At 60.7% G+C, this 23744-nt stretch carries 21 protein-coding genes; 7 read left to right on the top strand and 14 right to left on the bottom strand.

The features are described 5' to 3' along the window. Window positions 1-216 precede the first annotated feature (216 nt). On the top strand, window positions 217-1677 hold the full coding sequence (gene mltF / locus ACM6IT_RS18850; protein WP_414913932.1) for a membrane-bound lytic murein transglycosylase MltF: 1461 nt from the start codon (window positions 217-219) through the stop codon (window positions 1675-1677). A gap of 85 nt (window positions 1678-1762) precedes the next feature. Here the strand turns inward: mltF and pdxJ are convergent, their stop codons facing one another. The 8 genes from pdxJ to lptF form a co-directional block, all read right to left on the bottom strand. Next, window positions 1763-2509 carry a pyridoxine 5'-phosphate synthase gene (gene pdxJ, locus ACM6IT_RS18845; RefSeq protein WP_414918498.1) on the bottom strand — a complete coding sequence of 249 codons (747 nt, stop codon included), beginning with the start codon at window positions 2507-2509 and terminating at the stop codon, window positions 1763-1765. 50 nt (window positions 2510-2559) lie between these two features. Next, window positions 2560-3249, bottom strand: a complete 690-nt coding sequence (gene recO, locus ACM6IT_RS18840; RefSeq protein WP_223542204.1) for a DNA repair protein RecO — start codon at window positions 3247-3249, stop codon at window positions 2560-2562. A gap of 120 nt (window positions 3250-3369) precedes the next feature. Then, on the bottom strand, window positions 3370-4272 hold the full coding sequence (gene era / locus ACM6IT_RS18835) for a GTPase Era (RefSeq protein WP_007973959.1): 903 nt from the start codon (window positions 4270-4272) through the stop codon (window positions 3370-3372). Next, complete coding sequence (gene rnc / locus ACM6IT_RS18830) at window positions 4265-4954, bottom strand: ribonuclease III (RefSeq protein ID WP_008053221.1); 690 nt, start codon at window positions 4952-4954, stop codon at window positions 4265-4267. The genes era and rnc overlap by 8 nt, the downstream gene beginning before the upstream one ends. Before the next feature lie 183 nt (window positions 4955-5137). Continuing rightward, a complete protein-coding gene (lepB, locus tag ACM6IT_RS18825) occupies window positions 5138-5992 on the bottom strand; it encodes a signal peptidase I (protein WP_056721233.1) in 855 nt (284 codons plus the stop codon). 5 nt (window positions 5993-5997) lie between these two features. Further along, window positions 5998-7797: a translation elongation factor 4 gene (gene lepA / locus ACM6IT_RS18820; RefSeq protein WP_008053223.1), complete on the bottom strand. Its 1800-nt coding sequence runs from the start codon at window positions 7795-7797 to the stop codon at window positions 5998-6000. Window positions 7798-7968: 171 nt separating this feature from the next. After that, on the bottom strand, window positions 7969-9030 hold the full coding sequence (gene lptG, locus ACM6IT_RS18815) for an LPS export ABC transporter permease LptG (RefSeq protein WP_056721235.1): 1062 nt from the start codon (window positions 9028-9030) through the stop codon (window positions 7969-7971). After that, a complete protein-coding gene (gene lptF, locus ACM6IT_RS18810; RefSeq protein ID WP_056721237.1) occupies window positions 9023-10141 on the bottom strand; it encodes an LPS export ABC transporter permease LptF in 1119 nt (372 codons plus the stop codon). Before lptF ends, lptG begins: the two co-directional genes overlap by 8 nt. A gap of 308 nt (window positions 10142-10449) precedes the next feature. Between lptF and ACM6IT_RS18805 the strand changes: the two genes are divergently transcribed. Genes ACM6IT_RS18805 through ACM6IT_RS18795 form a run of 3 tightly spaced genes read left to right on the top strand, consistent with a single transcriptional unit; the run spans window position 10450 to window position 12845 of the window. Next, window positions 10450-11940: a leucyl aminopeptidase gene (locus tag ACM6IT_RS18805; RefSeq protein WP_056722283.1), complete on the top strand. Its 1491-nt coding sequence runs from the start codon at window positions 10450-10452 to the stop codon at window positions 11938-11940. A gap of 60 nt (window positions 11941-12000) precedes the next feature. After that, entirely contained in the window at window positions 12001-12429 is a 429-nt protein-coding gene (locus ACM6IT_RS18800) for a DNA polymerase III subunit chi (protein ID WP_056721239.1), read from the top strand. 8 nt (window positions 12430-12437) lie between these two features. Then, on the top strand, window positions 12438-12845 hold the full coding sequence (locus tag ACM6IT_RS18795; RefSeq protein ID WP_056721240.1) for a hypothetical protein: 408 nt from the start codon (window positions 12438-12440) through the stop codon (window positions 12843-12845). Between the two features lie 45 nt (window positions 12846-12890). Here the strand turns inward: ACM6IT_RS18795 and ACM6IT_RS18790 are convergent, their stop codons facing one another. After that, complete coding sequence (locus tag ACM6IT_RS18790; RefSeq protein ID WP_409078267.1) at window positions 12891-13658, bottom strand: sulfite exporter TauE/SafE family protein; 768 nt, start codon at window positions 13656-13658, stop codon at window positions 12891-12893. 145 nt (window positions 13659-13803) lie between these two features. Here ACM6IT_RS18790 and xseA point away from each other — a divergent pair, with 145 nt between their 5' ends. The 3 genes from xseA (at window position 13804) to leuA (ending at window position 18140) form a co-directional block, all read left to right on the top strand. Continuing rightward, window positions 13804-15183, top strand: a complete 1380-nt coding sequence (gene xseA, locus ACM6IT_RS18785; RefSeq protein ID WP_056721244.1) for an exodeoxyribonuclease VII large subunit — start codon at window positions 13804-13806, stop codon at window positions 15181-15183. 3 nt (window positions 15184-15186) lie between these two features. Continuing rightward, entirely contained in the window at window positions 15187-16008 is an 822-nt protein-coding gene (locus ACM6IT_RS18780) for a M23 family metallopeptidase (RefSeq protein ID WP_056721246.1), read from the top strand. Window positions 16009-16460: 452 nt separating this feature from the next. Next, window positions 16461-18140 (top strand): 2-isopropylmalate synthase, encoded by a 1680-nt coding sequence (gene leuA, locus ACM6IT_RS18775; RefSeq protein ID WP_056721248.1) that lies wholly within the window; start codon window positions 16461-16463, stop codon window positions 18138-18140. Between the two features lie 131 nt (window positions 18141-18271). On the opposite strand, the gene ACM6IT_RS18770 is transcribed toward leuA, so the two are convergent. The 5 genes from ACM6IT_RS18770 to ACM6IT_RS18750 form a co-directional block, all read right to left on the bottom strand. Next, on the bottom strand, window positions 18272-19063 hold the full coding sequence (locus ACM6IT_RS18770) for an amidohydrolase (protein ID WP_414918497.1): 792 nt from the start codon (window positions 19061-19063) through the stop codon (window positions 18272-18274). Beyond that, window positions 19051-20199, bottom strand: a complete 1149-nt coding sequence (locus ACM6IT_RS18765) for a pyridoxal phosphate-dependent aminotransferase (protein WP_414918496.1) — start codon at window positions 20197-20199, stop codon at window positions 19051-19053. The genes ACM6IT_RS18770 and ACM6IT_RS18765 overlap by 13 nt, the downstream gene beginning before the upstream one ends. Before the next feature lie 122 nt (window positions 20200-20321). Continuing rightward, window positions 20322-21791 carry a ribosome biogenesis GTPase Der gene (der, locus tag ACM6IT_RS18760; protein ID WP_046040936.1) on the bottom strand — a complete coding sequence of 490 codons (1470 nt, stop codon included), beginning with the start codon at window positions 21789-21791 and terminating at the stop codon, window positions 20322-20324. 136 nt (window positions 21792-21927) lie between these two features. Further along, complete coding sequence (gene bamB, locus ACM6IT_RS18755) at window positions 21928-23079, bottom strand: outer membrane protein assembly factor BamB (protein WP_056721253.1); 1152 nt, start codon at window positions 23077-23079, stop codon at window positions 21928-21930. Continuing rightward, entirely contained in the window at window positions 23072-23713 is a 642-nt protein-coding gene (locus ACM6IT_RS18750; RefSeq protein ID WP_008053246.1) for a tetratricopeptide repeat protein, read from the bottom strand. The genes bamB and ACM6IT_RS18750 overlap by 8 nt, the downstream gene beginning before the upstream one ends. Window positions 23714-23744 lie beyond the last annotated feature (31 nt).

Genomic DNA, 23744 nt, shown 5'->3' with positions numbered 1-23744 from the left:
ACCCGAAACGCTACGCACGGTTGCACTCGGGTGCCGATCTGTGTTTCTGCCTCGAAAGTCAGGTTAATTGGGCGTGTGACGACAGCTTATTTTTACTGTAACAAAATGCAGAAAAGGCCCATTCCTGCGGGGTTTCGGCCGGTTTTGTGATCTCTAGCAGACTAGCCCCTCACTGTCGAGATATGGCGCCCGTGGTCCTTTGCGTATACTGCGCAGATGTTTTTCCCAACGGCTTTGCGTCCGCGGTACGCCAAATGGCTGATCGCAACCGGACTCTTCCTGATGCTCGGTGGCTGTGTTGATAAACCCAACACGCTCGAGCGCGTAAAGGAGGATGGTGTGCTGCGGGTGGTTACCCGAAACAGCCCCGCCACCTACTTTCAGGATCGCAACGGTGAAACCGGCTTCGAATACGAGCTGGTGAAGCGCTTCGCCGACGATCTGGGGGTCGAGCTGAAGATCGAGACCGCCGACAACCTCGATGATCTGTTCAACCAGGTCGGCAAGCCCAACGGACCGGTGCTGGCGGCTGCCGGCCTGGTCAGCAGCGAAGAGCGCAAGAAGCAGGTGCGCTTCTCCCACTCCTATCTGGAAGTCACCCCGCAGATCATCTACCGCAACGGCCAGTCCCGGCCGACCGATGCGAAGGATCTGGTGGGCAAGAAGATCATGGTGCTCAAGGGCAGCACCCACGCCGAACAACTCGCGCAACTGAAGCAGAAATTTCCCGGCATTGAATACGAAGAGTCCGACGCGGTCGAGGTCGTCGATCTCCTGCGCATGGTGGACGAAGGCCAGATCGACCTGACACTGGTCGACTCCAACGAAGTGGCGATGAACCAGGTGTACTTCACCAACATCCGGGTCGCCTTCGACCTCGGTGACGCGAGCAACCAGAGCTGGGCCGTCGCCCCGGGCGAGGACAACAGCCTGCTCAACGAAATCAACGATTACCTCGACAAGGTCAAGAAGAACGGCACCCTGCAACGCCTCAAGGACCGCTACTACGGGCATGTCGATGTCCTCGGCTACATGGGCGCCACCACCTTTGCCCAACATTTGCAGCAACGCCTGCCCAAGTACGAACAGCACTTCAAGGCCTACGCCAAGAAGGAGAAAGTCGACTGGCGCCTGCTGGCTGCGATCGGCTATCAGGAGTCGTTGTGGCAACCGGCCGTCACGTCCAAGACTGGCGTGCGTGGCCTGATGATGCTGACCCAGAACACCGCGCAGGCCATGGGCGTGTCCAACCGCCTCGATCCGAAGCAGAGCATCATGGGTGGCGCCAAGTACCTGGCCTACATGAAGGACCAGTTGGACGACTCGATCCAGGAACCGGATCGCACCTGGTTCGCCCTGGCCGCCTACAACGTCGGCAGCGGTCACCTCGACGACGCCCGCAAACTGGCCGCCAAGGAAGGGTTGAACCCGGACAAATGGCTGGACGTGAAGAAGATCCTGCCGCGCCTGTCGGAAAAGAAGTGGTACAGCAAAACCCGTTACGGCTACGCCCGTGGCGGCGAACCGGTGCATTTCGTGGCGAACATCCGTCGCTACTACGACATCCTGACCTGGGTCACGCAGCCGCAGCTTGAGGGCGATCAGGTCGCCGAGGGCAAACTGCTTGTTCCGGGGATCGACAAGAGCAAGCCTGCTCAAGAGCCCGCCCCGCTCTAAAAAGCAAAAGATCGCAGCCTGCGGCAGCTCCTACAGGGTTATGTGTTCACCTGTAGGAGCTGCCGCAGGCTGCGATCTTTTGCTCTTAACCCTTCAACGCCGCCGCCAGAATTAGCGCCTTCATCTCCGCAACAGCCGACTTGAAGCCAACGAACAGCGCATGGGCCACCAGCGCATGGCCGATGTTCAGCTCGTTGATGCCCTTGATCGCCGCCACGGCTTCAACGTTGTGATAGTGCAGGCCATGGCCGGCATTGACGATCAGCCCCTGGGCCAGGCCGAAAGCCACGCCATCGGCCACACGCTTGAGTTCTTCGGCGACTTCAATCGGCGTCTCGGCATCGGCATAACGCCCGGTGTGCAGTTCGATGGCCGGCGCGCCGACTCGGCGGGAGGCTTCGATTTGGCGCTCATCGGCGTCAATGAACAGCGACACTTCAGAGCCGATCTTCGACAGGCGCTCGACCGCGGCCTTGATTCGCGCTTCCTGCCCCGCCACGTCCAGGCCACCTTCGGTGGTCAACTCTTGACGGGTTTCCGGCACCAGGCAGATGTGTGCCGGGCGGATGCGCTCGGCGAACAGCATCATTTCTTCGGTGACACCCATTTCGAAGTTCATGCGGGTTTGCAGCACGTCCTTGAGCAGCAGAACGTCGCGCTCCTGAATGTGCCGACGGTCTTCGCGCAGGTGCACGGTGATGCCGTCGGCGCCCGCCTCTTCCGCGTCCAGTGCAGCCTTGACCGGGTCCGGGTAACGGGTGCCCCGGGCCTGACGCAGGGTGGCAACGTGGTCGATGTTCACGCCAAGAAGAATGCGGGTGCTGGTGGTCACGGAAAGCGCTCCAGAAGAAGAGAAAGTTCGGTGCACAGCATACGGTGTGATCAGGGCTTGCGAAACAGCTCGCGACTGACAAGTGGACGGCCGCCCAAGTGAACGGCCAACGCCTGGCGCATCAAGCGCTTGGCGGCAGACAGGGCGCCGGGGGCGGACCAGTCGGCCTCAGCCATGGCCAGCAGTTCGACGCCGTTGAACAGGCCCGGTTGCAGCAGATAGACCCGCTCAAGCCCTGCATCCACTTGCAAACGGTAGAGGCCGTCCGGCGCGATGGGCTGATCATGAATATCAGTCGTCAGCGAAAACCCGTAGCCGAGGTCATCGAGCAAGCGCCATTCGAAGGAGCGCAGCAAGGGCTCCAGTGGTCGACCTTCGGCCAGGGCCAGCAAGGTGGCGGCGTAGTGATCGAACACCGAAGGGAGCGGATCTTCAGCGGGCAACAGGCGAATCAGCAGCTCATTGAGGTAAAGCCCACTGAACAGCGCCTCGCCATTGAGCCAGGTTGAAACCCCGGCACTTTCCATGCGCCCGACATTCTTCAGCTCGCCCTTGCCCCGGAACTCGACTTCCAGTGGCACGAATGGCCGCGCCAGCGTCCCGGCCTTGCCCCGCGCACTGCGCAACACCGCCCGCAACCGGCCTTGCGGCGTGAGGAAGTCCACCAGCGCGCTGTTTTCACGGTAGGCGCGGGAGTGCAGGACGTAGGCGGGCTGGGCGATGGGAGCGGTGGTCGACATGGTGATGGATTTACCTGTCAGGGATTGCAAAAAGATCGCAGCCTTCGGCAGCTCCTACAGATACACACCATCTCATGTAGGAGCTGCCGAAGGCTGCGATCTTTTGATCTTTAAAGCCTGTTACAGGTCGCCGTAACCCAACGAACGCAACGCACGCTCGTCATCGGACCAGCCGCCCTTAACCTTGACCCACAGGTTGAGCATGATCTTGGAGTCGAACAGCAGCTCCATGTCCTTGCGCGCTTCGGTGCCGATACGCTTGATGCGCTCGCCCTTGTCGCCAATGATGATTTTCTTCTGGCCATCGCGCTCGACGAGGATCAAGGCATGGATGTGCAGGGTCTTGCCCTGCTGCTTGAACTCTTCGATTTCAACGGTGATCTGGTACGGCAGCTCGGCGCCCATCTGGCGCATGATTTTCTCGCGCACAAGCTCGGCGGCGAGGAAACGACTGCTGCGGTCGGTGATCTGGTCTTCCGGGAAGAAGTGATCGTTTTCCGGCAGGTGCTCGGCGATCACGCGCTCCAGAGCATCGAGGTTATGCCCGTGCTGTGCGGAAATCGGGATGATCTGCGCATTCGGCAACTGCTCCTGCAACCAGCTCAGGTGCGGCATCAGCTCGGCCTTGTCTTCGATGCGGTCGGTCTTGTTCAACGCCACGATCAGCGGGCCGGTCACGTACTGGACGCGCTCGAGAACCATCTGGTCCTCTTCGGTCCACTTGGTGCGGTCGACCACGAAGATCACCACGTCGACGTCTTTCAACGCCGCCGAAGCGGTCTTGTTCATGTAGCGGTTCAGGGCCTTCTCGCCACCCTTGTGCATACCAGGGGTGTCGACGTAGATCGCCTGCACATCGCCCTCGGTCTTGATACCGAGCATGTTGTGACGGGTGGTTTGCGGTTTGCGCGAGGTGATTGCCAGCTTCTGACCCAGGATGTGGTTCAGCAGCGTGGACTTGCCCACGTTCGGACGGCCGACGATGGCAACATAGCCACAGCGAGTTGCGTTTGTATCAGTCATTGCCATTCTCCACACCCAGGGCAATCAGTGCTGCGGCGGCCGCTACCTGTTCGGCAATACGACGACTCACACCCTGACCTCGGCTTTTTTCATTCAGTAAGATGATTTCGCATTCGACGAAGAACGTCCGGCAATGCGGCTCACCCTGGATATCCACCACTTCGTAACGCGGCAGCTCACAACCACGGGACTGCAGGAACTCCTGCAGGCGGGTCTTTGGATCTTTATTAGTGTCGACCAGCGTCAGGCCTTCGAACTCGCCAGCAAGCCAGGCGAGCACACGCTCGCGGGCCATTTCCATGCCGGCATCGAGGTAGATCGCACCGATCAGCGCTTCGAGGGCATCGGCCAGGATCGACTCGCGACGGAAACCGCCGCTTTTCAGCTCGCCCGACCCCAGGCGCAGGTATTCACCCAGATCGAAACCACGGGCCAGTACGGCCAGGGTCTCGCCTTTGACCAGGCGCGCGCGCAAACGCGACAACTGGCCTTCGCGAGCCAGCGGAAAGCGCTCGAACAGCGCCTCGCCGGCGACGAAGTTGAGAATGGCGTCACCGAGGAATTCCAGGCGTTCGTTGTTACGCCCGGCAAAACTGCGGTGAGTCAGGGCCAGGACCATCAGTTCCTGATCCTTGAAGGTGTAGCCGAGCTGACGCTCTAGACGGCTTAAGGAGACGCTCACGGTTTACCCACGCTGAGTTCGTGGCTGGATTCCACCGCCATCGCCGTAAGGCGGCGCAGGCTTGGGACAATTAAAGCTGTGTTCAAAAATAACGTCCTGAATATCATTGTTTGCATGCCTCTGGCGCCCATTGTGCCGGTTCCAGAAATGCATTCGGCGCTGTGTTCACAGCGCCGTGTCTGATTACTTGATCAGGCCAACCCGCGAGAAATTCGGCAGGTGGCTGAGTTTGGGTTCCGGCCAGCTCATCCAGACCGCAAAGGCCTTGCCGACGATATTCTTGTCGGGAACCATGCCCAGCAGATCCTTGGGAATGTTCGGATCATCCCAGTAGCGACTGTCGTTCGAGTTGTCGCGGTTGTCGCCCATCATGAAGTAGTGCCCGGCCGGCACGGTCCACGAACGGTCCGGCATGGCGCGGTAGCGGCTCATTTCCTTGCGGATCATGTGCTCGGCCGCACCTAGTTTTTCCTTGTAGAGCTCAGCGCTGCCCAACGTGCCCGGCTCGGAGCCGACCAGTTGCTCGGCGATCGATTGACCGTTGACGAACAGGCGCTTGTCGGCAGTGTAGCGAACCGTGTCGCCCGGCAAACCAACCACACGCTTGATGTAGTTGACGTTCGGATCGCTCGGGTAGCGGAACACCATGACATCGCCGCGCTGCGGATCACCGACTTCGATGACTTTCTTGTCGATCACCGGCAAGCGGATCCCGTAGGAAAACTTGCTCACCAGGATGAAGTCGCCGACATCCAGGGTTGGCTTCATCGAACCGGAAGGAATCTGGAACGGTTCCACCAGGAACGAACGCAGCACCAGCACGATGAACAACACCGGGAAGAACGACTTGCCGTATTCAACCAGCAGCGGCTCTTTGTTCAGCTTCTCGACCACGACCATGTCAGGCTGGCTGACGCTGCCCTGATAGGAAGCGATGGCGGCACGCCGACGCGGGGCCAGGATCAACAGATCGAGCAACGCCAACAGGCCGCAGACGAACACGGCAATGACCAGCAACAGCGGGAAATTTAGCGACATAGGACCTAACTATCCAACCTGAGCACGGCAAGGAAGGCTTCCTGTGGAATTTCCACGTTGCCGACCTGCTTCATGCGTTTCTTACCGGCCTTTTGCTTCTCCAGCAGTTTCTTCTTACGGCTGACGTCACCACCGTAGCATTTGGCCAATACGTTCTTTCTGAGCGCCTTGACGGTTGTCCGCGCCACAATCTGCCCGCCAATGGCGGCCTGGATTGCTACGTCGAACATCTGCCGCGGAATCAGTTCTTTCATCTTCTCGGTCAGCTGGCGACCTTTGTAGTGCGAGTTGTCACGGTGCACGATCAGCGCCAGGGCATCGACCTTGTCACCGTTGATCAGCACGTCCAGTTTCACCAGGCTGGCCGATTGATAACGATCGAAATGGTAGTCCAGCGAAGCATAGCCGCGACTGGTGGACTTCAGACGGTCGAAGAAGTCCAGCACCACTTCGTTCATCGGCAGGTCGTAGGTCACTTGTACCTGGGAGCCGAGGAACAGCATGTCAACCTGTACACCACGTTTTTCGATGCACAGGGTAATGACGTTGCCCAGGTGCTCCTGCGGCACAAGAATATTGGCCCGCACGATCGGCTCACGCATGTCTTCGATCGAGGACAGGTCCGGGAGCTTCGACGGGTTATCGACGTAGATCGTCTCGCCGGTCTTGAGCAGCAGCTCGAAGATTACCGTCGGCGCCGTGGTGATCAGGTCCAGGTTGTACTCGCGCTCCAGGCGCTCCTGGATGATTTCCATGTGCAGCATGCCGAGGAACCCGCAACGGAAACCGAAGCCCAGGGCATCGGAACTTTCCGGGGTGTACTGCAGGGACGAGTCATTGAGCGTGAGCTTTTGCAGCGCCTCGCGGAAATCTTCGAAGTCGTCGGAGCTGACCGGGAACAGACCGGCGTAAACCTGCGGCTGAATACGTTTGAAGCCTGGCAGTACGTCAACGTCCGGCGTCGAACTCAAGGTCAGGGTGTCGCCCACTGGCGCACCGTGAATGTCCTTGATGCTGGCGATGATGAAGCCCACTTCACCGGCCTTCAGGTCAGCGGTAGGGGTATGCTTCGGGTTGAATACACCGACGCTGTCCACCAGGTGGATCTTGCCGGTGGACTTGACCAGGATCTTGTCGCCCTTCTTCACACGACCGTGGCGCACGCGTACCAGGGAAACAACGCCCAGGTAGTTGTCGAACCAGGAGTCGATGATCAACGCTTGCAGCGGATCTTCGTAGTTGCCGGTCGGCGCTGGAATGGTGGCGACCAGGCGCTCGAGCACTTCGTCGACGCCCAGGCCGGTCTTGGCCGAGCACTCGACCGCATCGGTGGCATCGATGCCGATGATTTTTTCGATTTCTTCTTTGACACGGTCCGGATCGGCCTGTGGCAGGTCGATCTTGTTCAGCACCGGCATCACTTCCAGGCCCTGCTCGATCGCGGTGTAGCAGTTGGCAACCGACTGCGCTTCAACGCCTTGACCGGCATCGACCACCAGCAGCGCGCCTTCACAGGCGGCCAGCGAACGGCTCACCTCATAGGTGAAGTCAACGTGGCCGGGGGTATCAATGAAGTTCAACTGGTAGTTGATACCGTCGCGAGCCTTGTAATACAGGGTGACGCTGTGCGCCTTGATGGTGATCCCGCGTTCACGCTCAAGGTCCATGGAGTCCAGGACCTGGGCTTCCATTTCGCGCTCGGCGAGGCCGCCACACATCTGGATGAAGCGATCGGCCAGCGTCGACTTGCCATGGTCAATGTGGGCGATGATGGAGAAATTGCGGATATGACTCAAATCACTCACGGATCAACACTCAAAAAGGCTGCAGGCATAGCCCGCCGAAAAATAGCCGGGAATTGTACCTGATCCACGGCGCGAGCGTCACGTTCGCAGGTCAGACGGTGCCTACAAAAACGCCCCGGTCTTGCGACAAGGGCGTTTTTTAACGTCAAAGCGGTCGGAAAATGCCCGCCATCAGCCGGCTCGACGCAAAAGCCAGAGCCCCGCAACGGCACAAATACCCGCCGGCACCAGCACCGAAAGCAACGGCGGGAAGCCGAATACCTGGCTCGAAGGCCCCAGCAGATCCTGAACGATGCGGAAGGTGAAACCCACCAGCACGCCGGTGAACACCCGTTGACCCAGGGTCACCGAACGCAGCGGACCAAAGATGAAGGAAATCGCCATCAACACCAGGGCGGCAGTCACCAGCGGCTGCAACACCTTGACCCAAAATGCCAGCCAGTAGCGGCCATTGTTCAGCCCCTGGTCCGCCAGATAGTGGATGTAACCCCACAGGCCGCTGATCGACAGCGACTCCGGCACCATGACTACGGTATTGAGCAACTGCGGGCTCAACGCAACTTCCCAGCGCTCTTGCGGGGTCGCAACCACTTCGGTGCTGCGCTCGTGGAACAGCGTGGTCGTGACATCCGTCAACTGCCAGTGATCGGTGTCGAACTCGGCACGCTTGGCGAAGCTCGCCGACAGCATGTGCCGCTCGTTGTCGAAACGATAGCGGGTCACGCCGTACAGGATGCCGTTGGGTTGCACCGAGTTGACGTGAATGAACTCATCGCCCTGGCGGTGCCACAAGCCGTGCTTGGCGCTTTGTGCATCACCGCTGCCCTGTGCCAGCGAGCGATTGGCCTGCGCCATGGTTTCGGCAGGCGGAGCGACGTACTCACCGACCAGCACACCGGCCAGCATCAATACCAGCATCGGCTTCATGACCGCCCAGACGATCCGGCCGATCGACACACCGGCGGCGCGCATGATGGTCAGCTCACTGTTGCTGGCCAGGCTGCCAAGACCGATCAGGCAGCCGATCAGCGCAGCCATCGGCAGCATTTCGTACATCCGGCGCGGAGCGGTCAACACCACATAACTCAGCACATCGACCAAGGTGTAGGTATCGCTGACTTCACCCATCTCGTCGATGAAGGCAAACAGTGTCGCCAGACCAAGAATGATCCCGAGCACCGCCAGGATCGCCATGAACACACTGCTACCAATGTAGCGATCCAGCTTAACCACGGGCCACCTCCAGCGCGCTGCGGCGACTCGCCCTCTTCAAGCGCAAGGGTTCCCAATAGAGCAAGCCCAGGCCGATGGACAGGAAAATCCCGTGCACCCACCACAAGCCAAACATCGCGGGGATCTTGCCCTTGTCGAGGGCACCGCGGGCGGCGATCAGAATGGTCAGGTAAGCCATATAGAGAAGAATCGCCGGCAATAATTTGAGGAATCGGCCCTGGCGCGGATTGACCCGCGACAGTGGCACCGCCATCAGGGTCACGATGAACACCAGCAACGGCAGAGACATACGCCATTGCAGTTCGGCGCGCATGCGAATGTCTTCACTGCCGATCAAGGTACGGGTCGGCATCGCGTCACGGTCGGTGACTTCGTCACTGACTTCCGGCTTTGGCAGCAACACACCGTACTCGTCGTACTTGATCGCCCGGTAGTCAGCCTGCCCCGGACTACCGTCATAGCGATAGCCGTTATCAAGGATCAGGTAGCGGTTGCCGTCCGGACGAATTTCCTGGCGCCCCTTTTCCGCCACCAGCACAGAAATCCCGCGATCCTTGTTATTGGAACTGATGTTTTTTTGCGAGATGAACACACCCCCCAGATTGACGCGGTCATCGGACATGCTCTCGGTGTAGGTGACCCGGGTGCCGTCACGCAAAGCCTGGAAGCGCCCAGGCTCCAGGGTATCGAATTCAGTCAGGGCATCCTGCTTGTTCAGCAGCAACTGAAACTGATTGGCCCCCTGTGGCGCCAGGCTCAGGCTCAGCCACGCCACGAGGAGCGCAACCAGAGTGGCCGGGAACAGCGTCATGCAAAACAGCCGCTGCTGGCTCATGCCGGTGGCCGAGAGCACGGTCATTTCGCTTTCGAGGTACAGGCGCCCGTAGGACAGCAGGATCCCGAGAAACAGCCCAAGCGGCAGGATCAGCTGGAGGAACCCCGGCAGGCGATAGCCCATGATCAGGAACAACGAACCCGGATCCAGCAGGCCTGAAGCCGCCTGGGCGAGGTATTTGATGAAGCGACCGCTCATGATGATGACCAGCAGCACGGCACTGACGGCGCTCAAGGTCAACAGGACTTCGCGGGATAGATAACGGAAGACGATCAAACCAGACACTCCAGGGTTGTCAGGCTAAGGCGGCCAAACAAGCAAACATATCGGCCGGCCCGCAAGGCAGAGCCGCCGAAAAAAGATGGCGCATTATCCTGTGATTGGGTGCGCCTGTCACTGCACAAGCTCAAGCAGCCTGTCAAAGCGTTGAAGATCGTACAACCGAGGGTTGTCAGCCGCCGGTAGCGAGGTTCAAACTGCGGCCTTTGTCGCCGGTCGATCCTGGCGCCTTTCTATTTATAAGCAATCGACGCACATAAGGTGTCGGGCGCATGCGTGATAACCATCAATTCAGGGACCCGGACATGGAACTGGTTGTAAAAAGCGTCAACCCCGAAACGTTGAAGACCGCCACTCTCGTGGTCTCCGTTGGCGAAGGCCGCAAGCTCGGCGCTGTTGCCCGACAACTCGACGAACTGAGCGGCGGCGCGATCAGCGCTGTGCTCAAGCGCGGCGACCTGGCCGGCAAGGTTGGCCAGAGCCTGTTGCTGCACAGCCTGCCGAACCTCAAGGCCGAGCGCGTGCTGCTGGTGGGTGTGGGCAAGGACGACGAACTGGGTGACCGCCCGTTCCGCAAGATCATCGCCGGCATCCTCAACACCCTCAAAGGCCTGGGCGGCAGCGACGCGGTGCTGGCCCTCGACGAAGTCGTGGTCAAAGGCCGCGACAGCTATGGCAAGACCCGCCTGCTGGCCGAAACCCTGGTGGACGGCGAGTACAGCTTCGACCAGTTCAAGAGCCAGAAAGCCGAAGCCCGCGCCCTGAAGAAAATCACCCTGCTGACCATCAAGGCTGCCCAGGCCGAAGTGCAACGCGCCGTGGCCCACGCCACCGCCATCGCCAACGGCATGGCCTTCACCCGCAACCTGGGCAACCTGCCGCCGAACATCTGCCACCCGACCTTCCTCGGCGAGCAGGCCAAAGACCTGGGCAAGGAATTCAAGGACCTGAAAGTCGAAGTCCTCGACGAGAAGAAGATCAAGGCCCTGGGCATGGGCTCGTTTTACGCCGTCGGCCAGGGCAGCGCCCAGCCTCCGCGCCTGATCGTCATGCAGTACAACGGCGGCAAGAAATCCGAGAAGCCGTACGCGCTGGTCGGCAAGGGCATCACCTTCGACACCGGCGGCATCAGCCTCAAGCCAGGTGCCGGCATGGATGAAATGAAGTACGACATGGGCGGCGCCGCCAGCGTGTTCGGTACCCTGCGTGCCGTGCTCGAACTGAAGCTGCCGATCAACCTGGTGTGCATCCTGGCCTGCGCCGAGAACATGCCAAGCGGCAACGCTTCGCGCCCGGGCGACATCGTCACCACCATGAGCGGCCAGACCGTGGAAATCCTCAACACCGACGCCGAAGGCCGTCTGGTGCTGTGCGACGCCCTGACCTACTCGGAGCGCTTCAAGCCGCAAGCGGTCATCGACATCGCGACCCTGACCGGCGCCTGCGTGGTTGCCCTGGGTTCCCACACCTCGGGCCTGCTGGGCAACAATGACGAACTGATCGGCCAACTGCTGAGCGCCGGCAAAGCTGCCGACGACCGCGCCTGGCAACTGCCGCTGTTCGATGAGTACCAGGAACAGCTTGACAGCCCGTTCGCCGACATCGCCAACATTGGCGGCCCGAAAGCCGGCACCATCACCGCGGCCTGCTTCCTGTCGCGCTTCACCAAGAACCTGAACTGGGCGCACCTGGACATCGCCGGCACGGCCTGGACCAGCGGCGGCAAGGATAAGGGCGCCACTGGCCGTCCGGTTCCCCTGCTGACCCAATACCTGCTGGACCGCGCCAAAGCCTGAAACCGTTGATGGGCGGCGGCGTCACTCTGCGGTGACGCCGCTTGCCGCTCTGGAACCGCAATGACCAAAGTCGACTTCTATATCCTGCCCAGCGCCGATCCTTCGGCACGCCTGGACTTTGCCTGCAAGCTCACCGAGAAAGCCTGGCGCATGGGCCACCGCATCTACCTGCATTGCAGCGACGCGGCCCAGCGTGACGATCTCGATGCGCGGCTGTGGGCGTTCAAGGGTGAAAGCTTCGTGCCCCACGGCCCTGCCGACAGCGAACCTGAAGGTTTTATTGTCCTGGGGTTGGGCGATGACTGCGGTCAGCATCAGGATTTGCTGGTCAATCTCGACCTGAAGGTCCCGGCCTTCGCCAACAAGTTCGCCCGGGTGGCGGAAGTGGTGGTGGAGGATCCGACGATCAGAGCGGCCGCGCGGGAGAGTTTCCGTTTCTACCGCGAACAGGGCTATCCTCTGCAAGATCACCGTTTACAGCGACTCTGAGCCTTCCAATGGACACTCCAAAACCGCTGCAACAGTCCGCGCACCTGCTGGACGACCTTGAGTCGATCCGCCAATTGCTCGGCGATGACAACCTGCAACCGCCCCTGCTGACCGACACGGTCGAGGAAGGTGACCAGGAACAGATTCCCATGTTGTTCGACGCCGTGAGCGAGCCTTCGCCCCCTGTCGTACCGACAACCCCTGCCCCCATCGTTGAACCCGTCACCATGGCAACGCCGGCGCCTGCCGCCAGCAAGAACCCGGATGACCTGCTGCACCTGGACAGCGAATTGCGCGCCGCCGCGCAGTTGATCATGCAAGACGTGATCGACGACTTCGCCCCGCACATCGAGACCGAAATCAAACGTCGCCTCAGTGCACGACTGGAGCGGTTGTTGAGCCAGTACAACGACTGAATAATTGTGGAGAGGGAGCTTGCTCCCTCTCCACAGGTTGAATCTTCAGGTGCTCAAGTAACGCCCGATCAACGCAATTCCGCTGGCCAGCACCAGCCACGTCACCAGCCGCACGAACGCCTCGCGGGACAGGCGCATGGTCAACTTCCGGCCAACCCAAAGCCCCAGCACCATCGCCGGCAACAGACAAACCGCAAGCACCAGCAACGGCAAATCGGCATACACACCGGCGATGGCAAACAGGCTCAGACGCACCACCGTACTGCAACTGATCAGCGCACTCTGGGTCGCCCGCGCCGCCTCCTTGGGCAATCGGCTGTTCAAATAGATCGCATAGAGAAAGCCGCCGCTGCCAAACAACGCGCCGAACATCCCGCCCACCGTCCCCATCGGCAGCGCCCACGCGGCGGACAACTGCGCCGGACGGACCTTTATCCACAGGCTGTAAATCGCATAGGCACTGATAAACAGCCCCATCAATAGCAGCAACAGGTCGGACTTAAGGTTCAGCAGGAATATCACGCCGAGGGTGCAGCCCACCGCCATGCACGGCAGCAACCGCAGCAGTTCCGGTTTCGCCACATCACGCCGCGAAGGCAACAGATTGCCGAATGCCGCGACAAAGTCGAGCAACACCAGCAAGGGCACGATCTTGGACAGCGGCATGAACAGAATCAGAATCGGCCCCGCCACCAGTGCGGTGCCAAAACCGGCGATGCCGAACACGATGTAGGCCAGGGCGACGCCTGCACCGATCACCAGCCAGTCCAGCGGGCCGAAGGGCCATTGATTCAACAACTCGAGCACGTACACCTTCCTTGAATATCCGTTATCTCCGTAGGAGCTGCCGAAGGCTGCGATCTTTTGCTTTTGAAAGCAAATTCAAAAGATCGCAGCCTTCGGCAGCTCCTACAAGGGATCGTGCATTCAGTTGGAAAATGCCTTTAAACTGCGCCCCATGATTAAAGATCCCTTTGCAAGACTCGGCCTGGACCGCGAAGTCCTGACCGTCAGCCAGCTCAACGGCCGCGCCCGGGTGTTGCTCGAAGACGTGTTCAGCAACATCTGGGTCGAAGGCGAAATCTCCAACCTCGCCCGCCCGGCGTCCGGCCACGTGTATTTCACCCTCAAGGACAGCGGCGCCCAGGTGCGTTGCGCGCTTTTCCGGCAGAACGCGGCACGGGTTCGCCAGGCCTTGAAGGACGGTCTGGCGGTCAAGGTGCGCGGCAAGGTCTCTCTGTTCGAGGGGCGCGGTGATTATCAGCTGATCCTCGACACCGTGGAGCCGGCCGGCGACGGCGCCTTGCGCCTGGCCTTCGATGCACTCAAGGAAAAGCTCAGCGCCGAAGGCCTGTTCAGTGCCGAACGCAAGGTGCCGTTGCCGGCGCATCCGCAACGCATCGGCATCATCAGTTCGCCCACCGGGGCGGTGATCCGCGACATCATCAGCGTGTTCCGCCGCCGTGCACCGCAAATACAACTGACGCTGATCCCTACCGCCGTGCAGGGCCGCGAAGCCACCGCGCAGATTGTCCGCGCCCTGAAACTGGCAGATGCCCGCGGTTTCGACGCACTGATCCTGGCCCGGGGTGGCGGTTCCCTGGAAGACCTCTGGTGCTTCAACGAAGAAGCCGTGGCCCGCGCCGTGGATGCTTGCGTGACACCGATTGTCAGCGCGGTCGGCCACGAAACCGACGTGTCGATCAGTGACTTCGTGGCTGACGTACGCGCGCCCACCCCTTCCGCTGCCGCCGAATTGCTGGCACCGGACTCCAGCGATCTGGTGCGTCGGGTCGAAAGCCTGCACCGACGGCTGGTGATGCGCATGCGTGACCGCTTGATGCGCGATCGCTTGCGCCTGGAAGGCATTTCCCGACGCCTGCGCCATCCCGGCGAGCGCCTGCGCCAACAAGCGCAACGCCTGGATGACCTGGACATGCGCATGCGCCGCGCGTTCGAGCGCAGCCTCAACACCCGTCGCGAACGCTTGATCCGCCTGGAAACCCGTCTGGCCGCACAACATCCGGGCCGGCAACTGGCAATGCTGCGCCAGCGCCTCGACAGCCTGGCCGAACGCCTGCCGCGCGCCATCCGCGAAGGGCTGAAGAACCGTCGCCTGCAACTGCACAGCCAGATGCAGACACTGCATGTGGTCAGCCCGTTGGCGACCCTTGGCCGTGGCTACAGCATCTTGCTGGACGAGCGCGGCAACGCGATCCGCAACGCCGCGCAAACCCATACCGGCCAGCGCCTGAAGGCCAAACTGGGCGAAGGCGAACTGCAAGTACGGGTCGAAGACAATCACCTGACGCCCGTCACCCTTTCTTTACTGGATTGATCCATGCCGCGCTTCTTTGCTCCGTTGTTGTTACTGCTGCTGACCTTCAACGCCCACGCCGACAGCTACATCACCCGCCAGTTGAACAAACCGGTGCCGGGCGGCGTGGCGGTGGTGGACCTGGGCACGTCCGCCCAGGCGCCAAAAGCCACCTATCAAGGCAAACCGGTGTTGGTAGTCAAGGAACAGAACAACTGGCTGGCCATTGTCGGCGTGCCACTGACGGTCAAGCCGGGGGCTCAATCGGTCAGCAGCGGCGGTCGTAACCTGAATTTTACGGTTGGCAACAAAAAATACCCGGAACAGCGCATCACCCTGAAGAACACCCAGCAGGTCAATCCGGACCCGGAGAACCTCAAGCGCATCGAGCGTGAACTGGCCGAACAGATTGCCGCTTACCGCACGTTCAGCCCCAACACCCCGAGCAACCTGCTGCTGGACAAACCGGTGAACGGGCCGCTGTCGAGCAAGTTCGGCGTGCGCCGTTTTTTCAACGGTGAAGAGCGCAACCCCCACTCTGGCCTGGACTTCGCCGTGGGCGCCGGCACACCGATCAAAACCCCGGCTGCCGGCAAGGTGATCCTGATCGGCAACTACTTCTTCAATGGCAACACGGTGTTCGTCGACCATGGCCAGGGCTTCATCAGCATGTTCTGCCACATGTCGAAAATCGACGTGAAGGTGGGACAGCCACTGGCCCGTGGTGACGTGGTCGGCAAAGTCGGTGCGACCGGCCGCGCGACCGGACCGCACATGCACTGGAACATCAGCCTGAACGATGCGCGGGTCGATCCGGCAATCTTCATTGGTGCGTTTCAGCCCTGATTCCAAAATAAGGCCTCTGGCCTCATCGCGAGCAAGCTCGCTCCCACAGGGATTGCGCTGTACCTGTGGGAGCGAGCTTGCTCGCGATGGCAATATCACAGACACCGAAAGCAGTCCGGCAGTGTCACCTCATCAATTGCGCACCACTCAAACCTCGCGCAAACAACAAAACAATCACCGCCAATCACAGCAATAAAATCTCGATAAATACCCGTTCACGAGTATTCCTCTCAATTTTTTTCGACTGCTTGCCAACCTTCCCCCCCAAGGTTAGGGTTGAAGGCATGAAAACCTCTCACACCCTCATTCAGCTCCGCCAGCACCGCAGCCTGTGCCTCGTCAGTGCACGACTGCCGGGCTGAATCGTGGTGTCTCGTCCCAGGCTGTACTCCAAGAACTTTTGATCCACCGGCAGGCCGCCTTTTTTCGGCCAACACAATAAGGATTTCCCGATGAGCATGCTCAAAGACCCGTCTTCGAAATACCGCGCGTTCCCGACCATCGACATTCCGGACCGCACCTGGCCGTCGAAAACCATCACCGCCGCGCCGATCTGGTGCAGTTCCGACCTGCGTGACGGCAACCAGTCGCTGATCGAGCCGATGGACGCCGTCAAGAAGCTGCGCTTCTGGAAAACCCTGGTGCAGGTCGGCGTAAAGGAAATCGAAGCGTCGTTCCCGGCCGCCTCGCAAACCGACTTCGACTTCGTCCGCACCCTGATCGAAGGCAACCACATCCCGGACGACACCACCATCCAGGTGCTGACCCAGGGCCGTGAAGACCTGATCGAGCGCACCTTCGAATCCCTGCGCGGCGCGAAGAAAGCCATCGTTCACCTGTACAACGCGACCTCCCCTTCCTTCCGCCGCATTGTCTTCAACCAGGACAAGGACGGGGTCAAGGCCATCGCCGTGAACGCCGCCAAGCTGTTCGTCAAATACGCGGCCATGCAGCCGGACACCGAGTGGACCTTCGAATACTCGCCAGAAACCTTCAGCGCCACCGAAATGGAGTTCGCCAAGGAAGTCTGCGACGCGGTGATCGAGGTCTGGAACCCGACGCCCGAGCACAAGATGATCCTCAACCTGCCGGCCACGGTGGAATGCGCGACCCCGAACATCTATGCCGACCAGATCGAATGGTTCGGCCGCCACATCAACCGTCGTGACAGCGTGATCATCAGCCTGCACACCCACAACGACCGTGGCACTGGCGTTGCCGCCACCGAACTGGGCCTGATGGCTGGTGCCGACCGTGTCGAAGGCTGCCTGTTCGGCAACGGCGAGCGTACCGGTAACGTCGACCTCGTGACCGTGGCCCTGAACCTCTACACCCAGGGCGTGAACCCTGAGCTGGACTTCTCCGACATCGACGGCGTGCGCAAAGTCGTCGAAGAGTGCAACCAGATCCAGGTGCACCCGCGTCACCCGTACGTCGGCGACCTGGTGCATACCGCATTCTCCGGCTCGCACCAGGATGCGATCCGCAAGGGCTTCGCCCAGCAGAAATCCGATGCACTGTGGGAAGTACCGTACCTGCCGATCGACCCGGCCGACATCGGCCGCAGCTACGAGGCGGTCATCCGCGTCAACAGCCAGTCGGGCAAGGGCGGCATCGCCTACCTCCTGGAGCAGGAGTACGGCATCAGCCTGCCGCGTCGCATGCAGATCGAGTTCAGCCAGGTCGTGCAGCGTGAAACCGACCGCCTCGGCCTGGAAATGACCGCCCAGCAGATCCACGCACTGCTGCACAGCGAGTACTTGCAGGCCAACACCCCGTACGCGCTGGTCAGCCATCGCCTGCAGGAAGAAAACGGTCACAGCGCCGTTGAAGTGGAAGTGGCCAGCCAGGGCCAGGGCGAGACCAACCTGCACTGGCGCGGCAAGGGCAACGGTGCCCTGGAAGCGCTGGTGGCCGGCCTGCCGGTACCGGTGGAAATCATGGACTACAACGAGCACGCCATCGGCGCGGGCACCAATGCCAAGGCCGCGGCCTACATTGAACTGCGAGTGAATGGCGAACGTGCGGTGCATGGCGTCGGCATCGACGAAAACATCACCACCGCCAGCTTCAAGGCCCTGTTCAGTGCGCTGAACCGGTCGCTGAGCCAGCCGGAAGCGAAAGCGGCATAAACCATCGCAGAAATGCAAAAGGCCCCGGGGGTGTGAACCTCGGGGCCTTTTCGTTTGTGCGGCTTTAAGATCAAAAGATCGTCCGAACGCTCGGGCCGCGTTCGGACGATCTTTTGGAGTACACCGGAATATCAGATGAACTCAAAGGTATCGGCATCCAGATTCGCCGGAAACCGCGTGCGATACGCCGCCAGCTCTGCCGCATCCAGCACCACCGTGAACACCCCGTCTGCCTCTCCGGCACTGAGCAGCGTCTCGCCCTGGAAATCCAGCACCTGACTGTCACCCGTATAGGCAAAGCCCTTGCCATCAGTCCCGATGCGATTGACCGCCGCGACATAGCACAGGTTCTCGATCGCCCGCGCCGGCAGCAAGCGGTTCCAGTGCTGGCGCCGCGCACCTGGCCAGTTGGCGGTGTACAGCAGCAGGTCGGTGTCCTGGGCGTCACGGCTCCACACCGGGAAGCGCAGGTCGTAGCAGATCAACGGCCGCACTCGCCAGCCCTTGAGCTCGAACTGCACCTGGCGTTCGCCGGGGGTGTAGTGGTTATGCTCACCGGCCATGCGGAACAGGTGACGCTTGTCGTAGTGCAACACCTCGCCATCCGGGCGCGCCCACAGCAGGCGATTGCGATGGCTGCCGTCGATGGCCTGGACGATGACGCTGCCGGTGATCACCGCATCAAGCTTTGCCGCCTGGACCCGCAGCCATTTGCTGGTGGGGCCGTTTTCCGCTTCGGCGAGGGCCTCGGATTCCATGGAGAACCCGGTGGTGAACATCTCCGGCAGAATGATCAGGTCGGCGCCGCGAGCCTGCTCCAGCAGTGGCTCGAAATGCTCGAGGTTGGCCTGGCGGTCGTGCCAGGCCAGGGACGTCTGGATCAGCGCAACGGTCAGCTTGGGCAATGCACTCAGATCACGCATAGTTTTTCCGCTGCTTCACGCAGGGTCTCCTCACGCTTGGCAAAGCACAGCCGCACTAGGCGCTGGCCGACCGGTGGCGTCTGGTAGAACACCGAGATCGGGATACTGGCCACGCCGTGCTCGCGGGTCATCCACAGGGCCATCTCGACATCATTGAGATCCGGGCGGATCCGCGAGTAATCGACCAACTGGAAATAGGTGCCGGTCACCCGGGTGAAGCTGAAACGCGACGGTGCCAACAGATCGCAGAACAAATCACGCTTGGCCTGATAGAAACCCGGCAGCTCCTCGACGTGTTCGGGATGTTCGGCCATGTAATCGGCCAATGCATATTGCAGCGGCGTCACCCCACAAAAATTCACGTACTGGTGCACCTTGCGCAATTCCGCCGTCAGGGCCGGTGGTGCAACCACATAGCCGGTTTTCCAGCCTGTGACGTGGTAGGTCTTGCCGAACGAGCTGACCACGAAGGCACGCTGATACAGCTCTTCATGATTCAGCACGCTGACGTGGGGCACACCGTCATACACCAGGTGTTCATAGACTTCGTCGCTGATCACGTAGATGTCGCGATCGCGGATCAAGTCTGCCAACTGGTCGAGTTCGGCACGGCTGATCAATGCGCCACTGGGGTTGTGCGGGGTGTTGAGGATGATCATTCGCGTACGCGGGCTGAGTGCCAGGGCAAGCTTCTCGAAGTCGATACTGAAGTCGTTCAGGCCCAGTTGCACATGCACGCAACGACCGCCGGCCAACTCCACCGAAGGCTCGTAGCTGTCGTATGCCGGATCAAACACGATGACTTCGTCACCGCTGTGGATAACCGCCTGAATGGCACAGAAAATCGCCTCGGTCGCACCGGGGGTAACCGTCACTTCAGTATCTACATCCACCTGTGCGCCATAACTGCGGGCGATCTTCGCCGCGATCTGCTGACGCAACACCGGCAGCCCGGTCATTGGCGAATATTGATTATGGCCGCTGGCGATATGCCGGCCGACCGCATCGCACAGGGCCTGCGGGGCCGCGAAATCGGGAAAGCCCTGGGACAGATTGAGCGCGCCGGTCTGTGCCGCGAGCTGAGACATCTGAGTGAAGATAGTGATGCCGACATTCGGCAGCTTGCTGGTGATCATCGGTGGTTCCCTGCTCTACACCCGGCTCTACGGCGGCGCGGGGGAGTCCGAGGATAGCCCAAACGGCAGGCATGAAAAAGGGCGCCATTGGCGCCCTTTCCATCCCACGGGAAAAACCTCGATCAGCGCTTGTCGCGACGCTTCTTGTCGGCCTTCTTGTGGTGCGACATCAAGCGACGCTTCTTGTTGACCTGACGGTCGGTGAGCGTGTTCTTGTTGCCTTCGTACGGGTTCTCGCCACCCTTGAACTCGATGCGGATCGGCGTACCGACCAGCTTCAGCACACGGCGATACGTGTTTTCCAGGTAACGCACGTAGGACTTCGGCACCTTCTCGATCTGGTTACCGTGGATCACGATGATCGGCGGGTTCGCGCCACCCAGGTGGGCATAACGCAGCTTGATCCGGCGGCTGTTGACCATCGGCGGCTGGTGCTCGCTGACCGCGTCTTCCAGAATCTGGGTCAGGCGGCTGGTCGGCCAGCGGGTAACCGCGGACTTGAACGAGTTCTGTACCGAGGCGTAGAGGTTGCCCACGCCGGTGCCGTGCAGTGCCGAGATAAAGTGAATATCGGCAAACTCGACGAAGAACAGGCGACGCTGCAACTCGATCTTGACGAAGTCGCGCTCGCTCGGCGTCATGCCGTCCCACTTGTTGATCGCGATGACCAACGCACGACCGGCCTCGAGGGCAAAGCCCAGCAGGTTGAGGTCGTGGTCCACCACGCCTTCGCGGGCGTCCATCACGAAGATCACCACGTTGGCGTCTTTGATCGCTTGCAGGGTTTTGACCACGGAGAACTTTTCGACTTCTTCGTGGATCTTGCCGCGCTTGCGCACACCGGCGGTGTCGATCAGCGTGTACTTCTCGTCGTTACGCTCGAACGGGATGTAGATACTGTCGCGGGTGGTGCCGGGTTGGTCGTAGACGATTACCCGGTCTTCGCCGAGCATGCGGTTGACCAGGGTCGACTTGCCGACGTTCGGACGGCCGATGATGGCGATCTTGATCCCGTCTTTTTCGCTCGGGCCAGGAATGCGCTTGGCTTCCTCGCCTTCGGCGACGTCTTCTTCCTCGCCTTCTTCCAGCTCGTCATCGTCTTTCGGGAAGTCACTCAAGGCGATTTCCAGCATCTGGGTGATGCCACGACCGTGAGCACCAGCGATTGGAATCGCGTGGCCCATGCCCAATGGAGCGAATTCGGCGCGGGCCATTTCCGGGTCGATGTTGTCGACCTTGTTGGCAACCACGTAGGAACGCTTGTTACGTTTGCGCAAATGCTCGGCGATCATCTGGTCGGCGGCGGTGAAACCGGCCTTGGCATCTACCAGGAACAGAACGACATCCGCTTCTTCGATGGCCAGCAGCGACTGCTCGGCCATCTTTTCGTCCATACCGTGTTCGTCACCGGAGATACCGCCGGTGTCGATCAGAATGTAGGAACGCCCTTGCCACTTGGCCTCACCGTACTGGCGATCACGGGTCAGACCGGACAAGTCGCCGACGATGGCGTCACGAGTCCTGGTCAGGCGGTTGAACAAGGTGGACTTGCCGACGTTCGGTCGGCCCACCAGGGCGATTACGGGAACCATGCGGCTCTCCACTTCGTTATTTCAGAAAATACAAAAGCCGCTGCGAGGCAGCGGCTGGTGCTCGGGGCAACGCTTGAAAGCGCTGCAAACCCCGGTAAACCGGGGCCGCTTGGGGGTTAAACCCCAAGCATAGTCGTTACTTGATGGTCAGGGCTTCCAGTTTGCCGCTGTTGCCATACACATAAATCGTGTCACCCACCACCAGCGGACGGGCACGCAGGCCGTCGCTGTCGATGCGCTCGCGGCCGACGAAACGACCGTCCACCTGACTCAGCAGGTGCAGGTAACCTTCCAGGTCACCGACTGCAACGTAGCTGGAGAACACTTCCGGAGCCGACAGTTGACGGCGGGCCAGCGAGTCGTTGCTCCACAAGGCTGTGGTGGAACGCTCATCGACGCCTTCAACGGTGCCCGAAGACAGGCTCACATAAACGGTACCGAAACCCTGGGCGACACCGGCATAGCTGGAAGCATCACGCTGCCAGAGCTGACGGCCGCTTTGCAGGTCCAGAGCGGCAACGCGCCCCTGATAGCTGGCGACATACAGCGTCTCGCCCGACAGCAGCAAGCCACCGTCGATGTCGACCACGCGCTCCAGTTCCGAACGGCCTTGCGGGATCGCTACGCGCTGTTCCCACACTGGTACGCCGTTGGTGATGTCCACGGCAACCACTTTACCGGTCGACAGGCCAGCCACCGCGAGGCGGTTGGTCACGATCGGCGCACTGGTACCGCGCAGGGTCAGTACCGCAGGCGTACTGTCATAGATCCAGCGACGGTCACCGGTGGAGGCGTCCAGACCGATCAGACGATCGTCCTGGGTCTGGACCACCACGACGTCGCCGTTGTTGGCTGGCGGCGCCAGTACTTCGCTGGACACGCGAGCGCGCCACTTTTCTTCACCGTTGATCGCGTCCAGGGCAACGATTTCACCCTTGATCGTACCAATGGTGACCAGTCCGTAACCAACACCCACGGCGCCGGAGACAGGCAGTTCGAGGTCTTTCTTCCATTTGACGTCGCCGGTGTTGCGGTCCATCGCCATCAACACGCCAGTGACGTCGGCGGCATAGATGGTATCGCCATCGATGGCCGGAACCAGCATGTTGTAGGTTTCGCCCTGACCGTCACCGATCGAACGACTCCACTGCTTGTGCAGAACCACTTCTTCCTTGAAGTCGACCAGCTCGGCCGGAGGCAGTTCTTTTTTGCTGTTGCTGCTGCAACCCGCGGCCAAAATGGCCAGGGCCAGCAATGCTGCATGTTTCCAACGAATCACGTCACGCATCCCCTTTGGCCAGGTCGTCCAGCTTGATTTGCAGGCCACCGACCGCCGCTTCATCCGACAGTGCCGCCTTGGCTTTTTGATACGCAGCGCTCGCCTCGTCGGTACGACCCAGCTGCACCAGCAGGTCACCCTTGAGTTCTTCGCGAGTGGCCAGGAATGCCTTGTCAGCATCGCCTTCGAGCAGCTTCAGTGCTTCGTCGGCCTTGTTCTGCGCGCCGAGTACCTGGGCCAGACGCTGACGGGCGATTTCGCCCAGCGCCGGGTTGGCCGGCTTGGCGACAATGGCTTTGAGCTCGCTGGCCGCGTCGTCCAGCTTGCCGCTGTCGACCGCTACCTTGGCCACGAACAGGCTGCCGTACTGCGCGTAGGCGCTGCCGCCAAACTCGCTGTTGAGCTTGCCGGCCAGGTCCGAAACACGGGCCGCGTCAGGCTTGCCGTCAGGCGTCAGCGTGGTTTCGAGCAATTGCTGATAGAGAATCGAGGCGCCTTGCGACTGATTGCTCTGATACTTGTGGAACGCCTGCCAGCCGAACACGATGACCAGCGCCAACAGGCCGCCAGTGACCAGGGGCTTACCGTTGCGTGACCACCATTCCTTCAATTCCATCAAATGTTCGTCTTCGGTACTCGACACCCCAATACTCCTTAATCGCTAATTCGGCTGT

The sequence above is a fragment of the Pseudomonas sp. IT-P4 genome, assembly GCF_949767755.1.
GTDB classification, from domain to species: Bacteria; Pseudomonadota; Gammaproteobacteria; order Pseudomonadales; family Pseudomonadaceae; genus Aquipseudomonas; species Aquipseudomonas monachiensis.
Note: the sequence above shows the minus strand (reverse complement) of the source record. Positions and strands in the feature narration are given on the sequence as shown.